General features: G+C 70.9%; 11 protein-coding genes. 9 read left to right on the top strand and 2 right to left on the bottom strand.

The window, feature by feature from the left end; genetic code table 11:
- Nucleotides 1–309: 309 nt before the first annotated feature.
- The 3 genes from ACFT7S_RS02840 (at nt 310) to ACFT7S_RS02830 (ending at nt 2,581) form a co-directional block, all read left to right on the top strand.
- Nucleotides 310–969 carry a response regulator gene (locus tag ACFT7S_RS02840; RefSeq protein ID WP_382726065.1) on the top strand — a complete coding sequence of 220 codons (660 nt, stop codon included), beginning with the start codon at nt 310–312 and terminating at the stop codon, nt 967–969.
- Nucleotides 970–1,087: 118 nt separating this feature from the next.
- Nucleotides 1,088–1,513 (top strand): pyridoxamine 5'-phosphate oxidase family protein, encoded by a 426-nt coding sequence (locus tag ACFT7S_RS02835; RefSeq protein WP_382726063.1) that lies wholly within the window; start codon nt 1,088–1,090, stop codon nt 1,511–1,513.
- A gap of 63 nt (nt 1,514–1,576) precedes the next feature.
- Nucleotides 1,577–2,581, top strand: coding sequence for a phosphotransferase (locus ACFT7S_RS02830; RefSeq protein ID WP_382726791.1), 1,005 nt, complete (start codon nt 1,577–1,579; stop codon nt 2,579–2,581).
- Between the two features lie 32 nt (nt 2,582–2,613).
- On the opposite strand, the gene ACFT7S_RS02825 is transcribed toward ACFT7S_RS02830, so the two are convergent.
- A complete protein-coding gene (locus ACFT7S_RS02825) occupies nt 2,614–4,224 on the bottom strand; it encodes a protein kinase (protein ID WP_382726061.1) in 1,611 nt (536 codons plus the stop codon).
- Nucleotides 4,225–4,526: 302 nt separating this feature from the next.
- Here ACFT7S_RS02825 and ACFT7S_RS02820 point away from each other — a divergent pair, with 302 nt between their 5' ends.
- From ACFT7S_RS02820 to ACFT7S_RS02795, 6 genes are all read left to right on the top strand, one after another.
- On the top strand, nt 4,527–6,185 hold the full coding sequence (locus tag ACFT7S_RS02820) for a protein kinase (protein ID WP_382726059.1): 1,659 nt from the start codon (nt 4,527–4,529) through the stop codon (nt 6,183–6,185).
- A gap of 85 nt (nt 6,186–6,270) precedes the next feature.
- The gene (locus ACFT7S_RS02815; RefSeq protein ID WP_382726057.1) at nt 6,271–7,071 is read left to right on the top strand and encodes a hypothetical protein; all 801 of its coding nucleotides are present in this window, start codon (nt 6,271–6,273) and stop codon (nt 7,069–7,071) included.
- A 94-nt stretch (nt 7,072–7,165) separates the two neighbouring features.
- A complete protein-coding gene (locus tag ACFT7S_RS02810) occupies nt 7,166–7,789 on the top strand; it encodes a PadR family transcriptional regulator (RefSeq protein WP_382726054.1) in 624 nt (207 codons plus the stop codon).
- A 79-nt stretch (nt 7,790–7,868) separates the two neighbouring features.
- Complete coding sequence (locus ACFT7S_RS02805) at nt 7,869–8,633, top strand: ABC transporter ATP-binding protein (protein ID WP_382726051.1); 765 nt, start codon at nt 7,869–7,871, stop codon at nt 8,631–8,633.
- Nucleotides 8,630–11,473: an FtsX-like permease family protein gene (locus ACFT7S_RS02800; protein ID WP_382726048.1), complete on the top strand. Its 2,844-nt coding sequence runs from the start codon at nt 8,630–8,632 to the stop codon at nt 11,471–11,473. Before ACFT7S_RS02805 ends, ACFT7S_RS02800 begins: the two co-directional genes overlap by 4 nt.
- A 123-nt stretch (nt 11,474–11,596) precedes the next feature.
- Complete coding sequence (locus ACFT7S_RS02795) at nt 11,597–12,145, top strand: bacterial proteasome activator family protein (protein WP_328911193.1); 549 nt, start codon at nt 11,597–11,599, stop codon at nt 12,143–12,145.
- Between the two features lie 116 nt (nt 12,146–12,261).
- On the opposite strand, the gene ACFT7S_RS02790 is transcribed toward ACFT7S_RS02795, so the two are convergent.
- Nucleotides 12,262–13,251 carry an NAD(P)H-quinone oxidoreductase gene (locus ACFT7S_RS02790; RefSeq protein WP_382726045.1) on the bottom strand — a complete coding sequence of 330 codons (990 nt, stop codon included), beginning with the start codon at nt 13,249–13,251 and terminating at the stop codon, nt 12,262–12,264.
- Between the last annotated feature and the right edge of the window lie 99 nt (nt 13,252–13,350).

The raw sequence follows: 13,350 nt of genomic DNA, 5'->3' as shown, positions 1-13,350 counted from the left end.
CGGGGTCTGCCGGGAACCAGTGCGGCTCGCCTGTGTCCGGACCCGTGCACGGGGTGTGTGCAACGCGGCTGGGAACAGGCGTGACAGGTGCCCCGGCGAGCGCCCTGTCAAAGGCACGTTACCCAGTGCATCGCATAACTGCGAAACCCTCTCTGACCTGCGATTTTGCTTGGATATCCAAGTAAATCAAGAAAATCGGGAAGTCTCGCTGGTCACAGCACTGGTAACAGCCTTGCAGGCCGCCGGAACAACGGCACGTTATCCCGGCCGACAGCGCCAGGGAAGGGGTGAGTGTGTGAGACTGCGTTTGTGCGCGAAGATGGAAAAATCACCGTATTTCTGTTGGACGACCACGAAGTGGTCCGCCGTGGAGTGCATGAATTGCTCTCCTCCGAAGCCGATATCGAGGTGGTCGGAGAGGCGGGCACGGCGGCGGACGCACTGGTCCGTATCCCCGCCACCCGCCCCGATGTGGCGGTCCTGGACGTCCGGCTGCCGGACGGCAGCGGGGTGGAGGTCTGCCGCGAGGTCCGCTCCCAGGACGAGAACATCAAGTGCCTGATGCTCACCTCGTACGCCGACGACGAGGCTCTTTTCGACGCGATCATGGCCGGTGCCTCCGGTTATGTACTGAAAGCGATCCGCGGCAATGAGCTGCTGAACGCGGTACGGGACGTGGCGGCCGGGAAATCCCTGCTGGACCCGGCGGCGACCGCACGGGTGCTGGAACGGCTGCGCGACGGGCCGAACGACAAGGGCAACGACAAGCTGGCCGGCCTCACCGAGCAGGAGCGCAAGATCCTGGACCTCATCGGCGAGGGGCTCACGAACCGGGTGATCGGCGAACGGCTCCATCTCGCGGAGAAGACGATCAAGAATTATGTGTCCAGCCTGCTCTCCAAGCTGGGGATGGAGCGCCGCTCGCAGGCCGCGGCGTACGTGGCCCGCCTCCAGGCGGAACGGCGCTGAAACGCCGGATTCCGCCGCGCATTCCCCTGCGGCTCCGGGCGATTTTGGGACTTTGGTCCCGGCCCAACCGGGGCCGCAGACCCTTACCCGGCCCCTACAGGTAGCGGACAGTGGACGCATGGCTTCTGAGGAACTCCGTGCGATCGAGCTGCTCGGCCGGGTGCCGTACGGCCGCCTGGCGACGAGCATGCGAGCCCTCCCCATCCTGGCCGTGGCCCGCCACATCGTGGCCGAGGGCCGCGTGCTCCTGCGGCTGCACCGAGGGCTCGGTCACCACGAATCGTGCGACGGAAGCGTCATCGCGTACGGGGCGGACAACTTCAACACCGCGGTCGACGGCGGCGACGATCCCTGGTCCGTGCAGTTCACCGGGCCCGCCGAGATCGTCCATCCCTGCTCCGAGCAGCAGAAACTCTTCGGTCCTGTGCCTCTCACAGCGAACGGCGAACCCTTCGATCCGGTCTATCTCCGGCTCGAACCCCACTTCGTCACCATGCACACTCTGAGCTTCCATGCAAGTCAGCAAATCGGCCACGTAGCGTGATCTAGCATTTGGTAAGTGCAGCGCTCATATGTAACCCGCCCGCCTGTTCCCCCGGTCGGCGAGGTGCTGCGCCGCTATCCCGATGCCGGTGAACCGCTCGCCTGCGAGCCCCTCACCAAGGGCCTCCTCAACCACGGCTACCGCGTCTCCACCACGCGCGGCGCGTATTTCCTCAAGCACCATCTGGACAAGCACCACCTCGACGACGCCACCGGCGACCGCGCCACGATCGTCCGCCAGCACCGCGCCACCCAGCGGCTCCATTCGCTCGGAGTGCCCGTCGCCCCGCCCCTCACGGACACGGAGGGTGACACGGTCACGGTGATCGACGGCCGCTACTACGCCCTGCACCCCTGGGTGGACGGCCTCCACCGGGTGGGCGCCGAGCTGACCACCGCCCAGTCACGCCGGCTGGGTGCCCTGCTCGGAGCCGTACACACCGGTCTGGAGCAGGTGATGGGGCCGGGCAGCGGTCTGCCGCCCCGGCCCGGTTACGGGAGCCCCGACCCCGCGGACACCTTCGAGCTGATCGACGACCTGCTGGCCGCGGCGCGCGGGCTGCGCCCCCGGGACGCCTTCGACGAGCTCGCCGTACACCGCCTCATCGAGCGCCGCGCCCTGCTGGAACAGCATGCCGACCGCAGGCCGCCCACCCCGGGCGGACCGGCCACGGGATGGGTGCACGGTGACTTCCATCCGCTGAATCTGCTCTACCGGGGCGCCGATCCGGTCGCGATCGTCGACTGGGACCGGCTGGGCGTGCAGCCGCGCGCGGAGGAGGCGGTACGGGCCGCGGCGATCTTCTTCGTCAGGCCGGCCGGGGAGCTGGACCTGGAGAAGGTACGGGCGTACGCGCGGGCCTACCGCCGGGCGGCCGGGGCGGGCGCTGCGGAGCTGGCCGCGGCGGTGCACCGGGTGTGGTGGGAACGGCTCAACGACTTCTGGATACTGCGCTGGCGCTACCGCCTGCACGACCGCAGGGCCGACCCGCAGTTCCCTGCGGTGTCGGCCCTGGCGGTGTGGTGGACGCGCGAGTACGAGGCGGTGTGCGAAGCCTTTACGGAGTGAAGGCTTCGGGACCCCTACGGGATGCGAGTCCCTTACGGCGTGGTGCCCGCGACTGTACCGGCGGTCTCGCCGGTCCCTGACGACGCGCCTTCGGTGGTGCCCTCGGTGGTGCCTTCGGTCGTGCCCTCGGTCGTGCCCTCGTCGTCGCCCGTGCCGCCCTCGTCCCCGGTGCCGCCCTCGTCGCCCGCGCCCTCGTCCGTACCCGCGGCGCCGCCGTCGGCGGTGCCCGGGTCGGTCGTGGGCGGCTGCGTGGACGGCGTACCGGTGGGCTCGCTGGGCGTCGGGGAGGGGGTCCAGGTGGACTCCTCGGTGGGCTCCCACTGGCCGCCCGTGGACGCGTCCGGTTCCTCGGTCTCCTCCGACGGCTCCTCGGACGGTGTCTCCGAGGACTCCGACGGGGTGGGCGAGGCCGGGGTGGTGGCGGGCGTCGGGGTCTTCTTGTTGCCGGTGTCGTTCGCCGCGTTGACGGCGAAGGCGACACCCGCGCCGATCGCGATCAGGGCGAGCAGGACGAACAGCCACATCTTGCCGCGGCCGCGGCCGCGGCCACCGTTGTGCTGGCCGCCGACGTAGCCACCGTCGTCGGGGTTCATCGGCGGCAGGATCGGGCCCTGCGAGGTGTCCCCGTGTGTCGGGTAGCCCATCGCCGCCGTGCCGCTCACCGAGCCCATCGGCGAGGTGTGACCGCCCTCGTGCGCCATGACCGGGCCGGTGTTCCACATACCGGTGTGGCCGCCCTGGACCTGGAGCATCTGCAGGCTGTACTGGACGAGGCCCCGCATCTCCTCGGCGCTCTGGAACCGGTCGTCCGGGTCCTTCGCGAGCGAGCGCATCACCATCCCGTCCAGCTCCGGCGGCACCACGTCCGAGACCTCGGACGGCGGGACCGGGATGTCCTGGACGTGCTGGTAGACGACGGAGAGCGGGGTCTCACCCGTGAACGGGGGCCGCAGGGCCAGCAGCTCGTAGAGCAGGCAGCCGGTGGCGTACAGGTCGGAGCGGTGGTCGACCGCCTTGCCGAGTGCCTGTTCGGGGGAGAGGTACTGCGGCGTGCCCATGACCATGCCGGTCTGGGTCATCGTCGACTGCGCGCCGTGCAGCGCACGGGCGATGCCGAAGTCCATGACCTTGACCGCGCCGGAGTGCGTGATGATCACGTTGGCGGGCTTGATGTCACGGTGCACGATGCCGTGCTGGTGCGAGTACGCGAGAGCTTCCAGTACACCCGAGACGATGATCAGCGCCTGCTCGGGCGGCGGGGTCTCGGCGTTGAGCAGGAGGTCGCGGATGGTGTTGCCCTCGACGAGCTCCATCACGATGTACGGGACGGTCCGGCCGCCCACGACGTCCTCGCCGGAGTCGTACACGGCGACGATCGCATGGTGGTTGAGGCCCGCGACGGACTGCGCCTCGCGCGTGAAACGGGCCTTGGAGACCGGGTCTTCGGCGAGGTCGGAGCGGAGCAGTTTCACCGCCACGGTGCGTCCCAGACGGACATCCTCCGCGGCGTAGACCTCGGCCATGCCGCCGCGGCCGAGCCGGTGGGTCATCCGGTAGCGCCCGTCGCCGACCACACCGCCGATGCCCCAGGAGTCGGTGCCATCCGAAACTCCGCCGCCGTTTGCTTCGGGTCCGGGTGCCATCAGTCCTCGCCGTCGTTTCTGTCCGCGCGTCCGCGGGTGTCACGGGTGCCTTGCTGCATTGCCACGTCACGCTACAGGCTCTGTCCGGCACCCCGGTTCCGAGAGGGACCGGTCATCCAATCGGCTCGCGTGCCGTGCACGCAAATTCCATGCGGTTCCTGTAACGCTTCCGAGACGCTTCTTGTGCGTAGGGTCACGGAACGGGCACCTGGCTTGACGTGTCGTACCCCTCGGGCAGACTTGGCCGGAATACGGGATCTTCGCGTCACGTCATCAGTTGCGCGCCGAGGGGGAAGCAAGTCATGAGCCAGGACGGCGCACACGGCGCTCAGGGTCGCTATGCGGGCGGTTCGGTCGCAGGCGGCCGCTACCAGCTGCGCGACCTGCTCGGCGAGGGCGGGATGGCTTCCGTGTATCTCGCGTACGACTCGGCGCTCGACCGCCAGGTCGCGATCAAGACGCTGCACACGGAGCTGGGGCGCGAGCAGTCCTTCCGCGAGCGCTTCCGGCGCGAGGCGCAGGCGGTCGCGAAGCTCCAGCACACCAACATCGTCTCGGTCTTCGATACCGGCGAGGACGAGCTCGGCGGCGCGCTGATGCCGTACATCGTCATGGAGTACGTCGAGGGGCAGCCGCTCGGCTCCGTCCTCCAGTCGGACATCCAGCAGTACGGCGCGATGCCGGCCGACAAGGCGCTCAAGGTGACGGCCGATGTGCTGGCAGCGCTGGAGACCAGCCACGAGATGGGCCTGGTCCACCGGGACATCAAGCCCGGCAACGTGATGATGACCAAGCGCGGCATCGTGAAGGTCATGGACTTCGGCATCGCACGCGCCATGCAGTCGGGCGTGACGTCGATGACGCAGACCGGCATGGTCGTCGGCACCCCGCAGTACCTCTCCCCCGAACAGGCCCTGGGGCGCGGGGTGGACGCGCGGTCCGACCTCTACTCGGTCGGCATCATGCTGTTCCAGCTGCTCACCGGGCGGATTCCGTTCGACGCGGACTCGCCGCTGGCCATCGCGTACGCGCATGTCCAGGAGGAGCCGGTCGCTCCGTCGACCATCAACCGCTCGATCACTCCCGCGATGGACGCGCTCGTCGCCCGCGCGCTGAAGAAGAACCCGAACGAGCGCTTCCCGAGCGCCGCGGCGATGCAGGACGAGGTCACCCGCGTGCTGAACGCGGGCGGCCAGGCCGGCGCCCCCTTGATCGTCAGCGGCAGCGGAGCCCCGGGGAACAGCGGCGCGGGTGTCGGCTCCGCCGTCTTCCCGCCGGTCGACCAGGGCACGCCCGCGCCGCAGAGCGTTCAGACGCCGTACCAGCCGCAGCCCCACCAGACCCACCAGCCGTACCAGCAGCCGGGTCCGTACGCCCCGACTCCGGCGCCCGCACCGAGCTACGGCTACCCGCAGGCGTACCAGACCCCGGTCCCCCCGGCGCACCAGACGGCGCCCCCGTACACGATGTCCCCGCAGGGAACCGGCGGTCACGGCGGTGGCGGTCACGGCGGTGGCGGGGGCAAGCGGAACATGCCCGTCATCGTGGGGTCGATCGTGGTCGCGCTGCTCGCGATCGGCGGCCTGGTCACGGCGCTGTCCCTGAACGTCGACGACTCGGAGACCGGCACGAACGGCGATCCGGGTACCGGGGAGTCCGCAGTGGCCGGCGAGCACAAGGCGCCGGAGCGGAACCGGACGATGGACGAAGAGGACTGCACGGACGCGAGCGAGGACTCGGACGACCCGCAGAAGGTCGGGGCGCCGAGCTTCATCTATAAGGACATCCGTTCGGCAAAGGCGTGCGCCCAGGCGGCAGGCTGGACGGTCAAGGTCATCGATGTGCCGGGCAACACCTATGCCGAGGACCAGGTCGTCGACCAGTTCCCGTCCTCCGGTACGGCCATTCCGGAGCGCGGTGCCCACTTCGAACTGAGAATCTCCACGGGCGACCCGGCCTGACGCCGATTGGCCCGGCCACCACGGTCGAACGGTCCGGGCTACCGTCCGGGATGCCGGATATATCCGCTCGTGTGACTCTGAGCGCATGGCTCCAGGACTCCTCCCGTCTCGGCGGTCCCGGTCGTCGCGCTGCGTGCTCTGCCTGGCGGTGAGCGCGGCGGCAGTGCTGGGACCCGCGAGCTGGACGTACGCGGCAGAGCGGGTGCCCGGTGCGCCCGGCGCGCCCGGCGGGGTTGCGCACCGGTCGGCAGGCTCCCCTTCGGCGGACGCGGGCGCGCGGGGACCGCTCACGCTCGCCCCCCGTTCGGCGGAACCGCCGGGTACGGCCACGGGCGGCCCGTCGACTGCCCCCACGACCGGCACCCCGGCGGCTCCCTCGTCCCGGCCCACGACGCCGCCGCCCCCCGTACCGGCCTCCAGACCCTCCGTGAGCTCCTCGGCCGCGACCTCCGCTTCGCCGTCCGTCGTGCCCTCCGGTACGCCGTCCACGCTCCCCTCGGGCGCCGCTGGTTCGGCCGGGCCGCCCTCCGGGAGCGCGGCACCGCCCGCCGGATCGTCGGCGAGCCCCTCCGCTTCCGCCGATCGGTCGCCCCTCGCGGGCAGGCCGGCGGGCGAGGGCCGCGCCCGGCCCGGGCGTTCGCTGTCGCCGCTGGAACTCGCCCGCGCCGACGCCCTGCTCGAAGAGGAGGAGTCGGAGCAGGACACCGGTGAGGTGCCTCCCGCCGAGGTCACGCCCAGTGCATCGCCCAGCTCGGGACGGTCGGCCCCCCAGGCGATGGACGCGCCCGCCGTGCGGCAGGTCCAGGAGGTGTCGCTCGGCGCAGGGATCGCACTGGTAGGCCTCGGACTGGGCTTCCTGGCATTCCGGATGCGCCGCGTCCGCTGAGGCCGCGCCCGATCGATCCGTATCCCGGCCCGTATTCCTGCCCGTTTCCCCGTAACGCTTGCCTGGAGCAGCATACTCGGTATACATACTGAGTATGTCGATCCGTCACGGGCTTCTGGCCCTCCTGGAGCGCGGGCCTCGTTACGGCTCCCAGCTCCGTACCGAATTCGAGTCGCGCACCGGTTCCACCTGGCCGCTGAACGTCGGCCAGGTGTACACCACGCTCAGCCGGCTGGAGCGCGACGGCATGGTCGTCCAGGACGGTGAGGACGACGCGGGGCACGCGCTCTACTCGATCACCGACGACGGCCGTACCGAACTGCACAGCTGGTTCGGGACACCCGTCGACCGCAGCAACCCGCCCCGCGACGAGCTGGCCATCAAGCTCGCCATGGCGGTCGGCGCCCCGGGCGTCGACATCCGGGCGGTGATCCAGGCCCAGCGCCACCACACCCTGAAGGCGATGCAGGAGTACACCCGGCTGAAGGCACAGGCACTCACGGCCATCCCTGCCAACCGGGACGAGGTCGCCTGGCTCCTCGTGGTGGAGCAGCTGATCTTCCAGGCCGAGGCGGAGGCCCGGTGGCTGGACCACTGCGAATCACGTCTCGTACGCCTCGCCGAGGCCGCCGCCACCGACCCGGAGCCCGAGCCCGGCAAGGCCGCCCGGCGCGGCTCCGCCCGTGCCACGGCGGCCCGGCCCCGCGCCGGTCGCTGACCGCGCCGACCGACCGCGCCCGCTGACCCAGCACCCAGCACCCAGCACCCAGCAGAACGTCCTAGGGGGAACGCCCACCATGTCCTCGTCCGTCCCGTCCCCGTCCACCGGCTTGTCCGTGAACGCGCCCGTCCTGGAGCTGAGAGCGCTGACGCGCACGCACGGCTCCGGTGTCGCCCAGGTCCACGCGCTGCGCGGGATCAACCTGTCCGTCCACACGGGTGAGCTCGTCGCCGTGATGGGACCGTCCGGTTCCGGAAAGTCCACCCTGCTGACGCTGGCCGGCGGTCTCGACACCGCGAGCAGCGGGCAGGTCGTCATCGAAGGCCAGGACATCGCCACCCTCGGCCGCAAGGGCATCGCCGCCCTCCGCCGCCGCAGCGTCGGCTACGTCTTCCAGGACTACAACCTCATCCCCGCCCTCACCGCCGCCGAGAACATCGCCCTGCCCCGCGAACTCGACGGCGTCTCCCTCCGCAAGGCGCGCAAGGAAGCCCTTGCCGCGCTGGAAGAGATGAGTCTCGGCGAGATCGCCGACCGCTTCCCCGACGAGATGTCCGGCGGCCAGCAGCAGCGCGTCGCCATCGCCCGCGCCCTGGTGGGGGACCGGCGTCTCGTGCTCGCCGACGAGCCGACCGGAGCGCTCGACTCCGAGACCGGCGAGTCCGTCCTCGCCCTGCTCCGCAGCCGTTGCGACCAGGGCGCGGCCGGGGTGATGGTGACGCACGAGCCGCGGTACGCGGCCTGGGCCGACCGGGTCGTGTTCCTCCGGGACGGTTCGATCGTCGACCAGACACTCGTCTCCGGTGCCGACTCGCTGCTCACCGCAGAGGGCGCCAAGTGAGCGTCTTCTCGGGGTGGCGCGCCGCCTTCCGGATCGCCCGGCGGGACGCCATGCGGGCCAAGGGCCGCAGCGCGCTGGTGGTCGCGATGATCGCCCTGCCGGTCCTCGGGGTGACGGCCGCCGATGTGTCGTACCGCAGCGCGCTGCCTGACCGGGCCGAGAAACTGACGGCCCTGATGGGTTCGGCCGACGCCCTGTACAGCCATCCGGGCATGGGCGTAGGGGCGATCGAGCAGATGCCCGACGGTGATAGCTGGGGTGGTCAGGCACTCTCCGACGCGGAGAGCCGTGGGCCCGTGGACGTACGCAGTACGTTCCCGAAGGGCTCGCGCTACCTCACCGAGCGGTCCGTCCCCGCCGTCGTCACCACCCGGCACGGCATCGCGAGCACGGAAATCGTCGAGTTCCGCACCGCGGACCCGCTGGCCCGGGGCAAGATCGAGCTGGTGGACGGTGCGTTCCCGGACGGCAAGGACGAGATCGCCGCCACCGAGCCCTTCATGGAATCGGCCGGGCTCCGTATCGGCTCCCGCGTCACGGTGCGCGGCCCCGGGAAGGTGTACACCCTCACCGGCACCGTCGAACTGCCCGACGACCTGGGCAAGAAGGCGCTGTACGCCGATCCGGGCGCGGTCATCGCCCCTTGGAAGACCGCGTCCGACCGCGACGCCACGATCCTGCCGCCCCAGCCCGGCGAGACGGAATGGCTGGTCAAGGGTGCGGCCGGAGTCGGCGTGGGCTGGCCGGACGTGCTCAGGGCCAATGAGAAGGGCCTCCTGGTGGTGTCCCGCCAGGTCGCCCTCGACCCACCGCCGGACTCCGAGGTCCCGATGGCCGACAGCATGAGCGGCAGCTCCGGAAGCTCGGCGGAGATGAGCGCCGCGGTCGTCACCGTGGTCGCCCTGACCGTCCTGGAGATCGTGCTGCTCGCCGGACCGGCCTTCGCGGTCGGCGCACGCCGCTCGCGCAGGCAGCTCGGCCTGGTCGGTACGTGCGGCGGCGACCGGAGCCACATCCGGGCCGTGGTGCTGGCCGGCGGTGCGGTGCTCGGCGGAGTCGGCGCCGTGCTCGGCGTCGTCGCCGGATTCGGGCTGACCGTGCTGTTCCGCCCGCTGATCGAGGGCTGGACCGGAAACCGCTTCGGTGAACTCTCCGTACGCCCGGCGGAACTCCTGGCCATCGCCGCGCTCGGCCTGGTCACCGGCATCCTGGCGGCGCTCGCCCCGGCGATCGTGGCCGGCCGGCAGTCCGTACTGGAGTCCCTGACCGGCCGCCGCGGTACCCGTCGCAGCTCCCGCGTGCTGCCCGCACTGGGCTCCGCCGCCATCGCGGGTGGTGTCGCGATCGCCGTCTACGGCGGTGTCAACGGCGATTCGCCCCTGGTCGCCGGCGGCTCGGTCCTCGCCGAACTCGGCGTTCTCGCCTGCATCCCCGTGCTCGTCGGACTCCTCGGCCGGCTCGGCCGCAGGCTTCCGCTCAGCCCGCGGATGGCGCTGCGCGACGCGGCCCGCAACCGGGGGCGTACCGCACCTGCCGTCGCCGCGGTGATGGCGGCCGTCGCCGGCACCGTGGCCGTGGCCACGTACATGAACAGCACACTGGCCGAGCACGACTACACCTTCACGCCCTCGCTCACCTCGGGCACGGCCGCACTCGTCGCCACCGACCCGGAGCACGTCGCGCAGCTGCCCCGGGCGCGGGCGGCCGCCGAGCACCATCTCTCCCTCAGCGGCGGCCGCGCCGACTTCGGCCGGGTCTGGGCGGGCAGCGACTGCTCGGTCTACTTCGAGGAGGAGAGCGGCTGCGGCACCACCGAGCTGGTCAAGCCGACCGGCAAGGGCCACGCCTGCCCGCTGAAGGGCGCGGGCGCCAAGGCACTCGCCCGGAAGCTGTCCGCCTCCGAGCACAAGAACCTGATGAGCTCGCCGGCCTGCGTGGACGAGTTCATGCTCATGACCAGCTTCGACACCGACACCTCGAAGATCGTGGTGGGCGACGCCAAGCTGCTCACGACGTACGTGAAACTCGACGACCCGGCGGCGGCCAAGGCCCTCGCGGCGGGCACACCGGTCCTGCTCAATTCGGCGTACGCGAAGAACGGCAAGGTCACCCTCAAAGCCGTGCACGCGTACAACGACCGCGATACCGAGAACCGCAAGCTGCACCCGGGCAAGGCGCGAAGCACGACCGACCGTCTGAAGGTCTACGTCGCCCCGGACGCGTACGCCGACACCCCCGGCATCCGCATGATCATTCCGCAGCGGACGGCAGCCCGGCTCGGCCTCCACACCCAGGAGTTCGGGAGCATCTACCCCGTCGCCCACCGCGCGACGGATGCCGAGGAGCAGGCAATCGCCTCGGCGATCGAACTGGCCGGAGGCGGCGCCCTTCTGATGTCCGGCAATCAGCCCGACTCCGGCGAGGACGTCCTCCTGCTGATCCTCGCCCTGTTCGCCGGTCTGGTGACCCTGGGCGCCGCCGCGATCACCACCGGTCTGGCCAAGGCGGACGCGGAGGCCGACCTCACCACGCTCAGCGCGGTCGGCGCACCACCGGGCGTGCGGCGTACGCTCTCCGGCTTCCAGTGCCTGGTGGTCTCGCTCACGGGGGTCCTGCTCGGGACGGCCGCAGGCCTCGTACCCGCGGTGGCTCTGCGCCTGATCGACCTGCGCGATGCGATGAAGTCCATGCGCGCGGAGCCCATGGACTCCGCGTACACGCCGATCGTGATGCCGTGGGAGACCATCGGGCTGCTGGCCCTGGTCGTACCGGTGCTCGCGGGGCTACTGGCCGCCGCGTTCTCCGGTTCACGGGCGGTGCTGGCCCGGCGGGCGGGGTGAGCGCGGCTCGCTGAGCCGGTTTCCGGCTCGGCGGACCGCCTGTTTCGGTGCCCCTGGAAGTGGTGGATCAACCATTCCCGGGGGCACCACCGTGGTGTATGGCACGTGCGAGAGAATGGCGGCATGGAGATGCCGAGGAATGACCGGTCGCAGGAGCACCCCCAAGTCCTCGTAGTGGGGCAGGACGGAATGGCTATCGGCGGCGGTGACAGTGGCGACGAATCCCGCGAGGTCCCGGTGACGGAAATGGTCGAACAGCCCGCGAAAGTCATGCGCATCGGCAGCATGATCAAACAGCTCCTCGAGGAGGTCAGGGCGGCTCCTCTCGACGAGGCGAGCCGCGTCAGGCTCAAGGAGATCCACGCCAGCTCCGTGAAGGAGCTGGAGGACGGGCTGGCGCCGGAACTGGTGGAGGAGCTGGAGCGGCTCTCCCTGCCGTTCACCGAGGAGTCGGTCCCGTCGGAGGCGGAACTGAGGATCGCGCAGGCTCAGCTGGTCGGCTGGCTGGAAGGACTCTTCCACGGAATCCAGACGGCACTGTTCGCCCAGCAGATGGCGGCCCGCGCCCAGCTGGAACAGATGCGGCGCGCCCTGCCGCCCGGTTCGGGCCACGAGGACGAGGAAGGCGGCTCGGACCCGCACGGACCGATCCGGTCCGGCCCGTACCTGTAAGCACCACCCGTACCCGTAAGCGCCGCAGGGGCCCGGCACGCAACGTTCGACGTTGTGTGCCGGGCCCCTGCGTCTTCCGGGTGCTCCGGTGCTCCGGATGCTGTGCCTGGCGTGGGTCAGGCGGCTGTCGGTGCGAGCAGGAGCACCTTGCCGATGTGCGTACTGGATTCCAGTACCCGGTGCGCCTCCGCGGCGTCCGTCATCGGCATCGTGCGGTCCACGACCGGCCGGACCACACCACCGGCGATCAGCGGCCAGACATGCTCGCGCACCGCGGCGACGATGGCTGCCTTCTCGGCGAGCGGACGCCCCCGCAGGGAGGTGGCCGTGACCGCGGCCCGCTTGGTCAGCAGCGCGCCCAGGTTCAACTCGCCCTTGACGCCGCCCTGGAGGCCGATGATCGCGAGGCGGCCGTTCACGGCGAGTGCCCGCACGTTCCGGTCCAGGTACTTCGCACCGACGATGTCGAGGATGACGTCGGCGCCCGCGCCGTCCGTCGCCTTGTGGATCTCCTCGACGAAGTCCTGTTCGCGGTAGTCGATGAGGATGTCCGCCCCGAGCTCCGCGCAGCGCGCCAGCTTCTCGGGCCCGCCAGCGGTCACCGCGACGCGCGCGCCGACCGCCTTGGCCAGCTGGATGGCCATCGTGCCGATGCCGCTGGACCCGCCGTGCACCAACAGGGTCTCGCCGGGGCGCAGATGCGCCACCATGAAGACGTTGGACCAGACGGTCGCCGTCACCTCGGGCAGCGCCGCAGCCGTCGCCAGATCCACACCCTCGGGTACGGGCAGGAGCTGCCCGGCCGGCACGGCGACCTTCTCCGCGTAACCGCCGCCCGCGAGCAGCCCGCACACCTCGTCACCGACCGACCAGCCCGTGACACCGGGACCGAGCGCCGCGACACGGCCCGCGCACTCCAGGCCGGGGTAGAGGGAGGCGCCGGGCGGCGGGTTGTAGAAGCCCTGCCGCTGCATCACATCGGCGCGGTTGACGGCGCTGGACACGACCTCGACAAGGACCTCGCCCTCGCCTGGTACGGGATCGGGCACCTCGGCCCATACGAGCGCCTCGGGGCCACCGGGTTCGGAGATCGTGATCGCATGCATGGCCGCGAGGCTACTCCGTACGGCGCGCTCCGGCATGCGGCCGACTCGCGCGCCCCGCCCTGCCCCGCCCCGCCCCGCCCCGAATGAGCGGGTCGATCC

The sequence above is a fragment of the Streptomyces sp. NPDC057136 genome (assembly GCF_042670885.1).
In the GTDB taxonomy this organism is placed as follows: domain Bacteria; phylum Actinomycetota; class Actinomycetes; order Streptomycetales; family Streptomycetaceae; genus Streptomyces.
The sequence above is the reverse complement of the archived record's forward strand: the minus strand, read 5'-3'. Positions and strand labels throughout refer to the sequence as shown.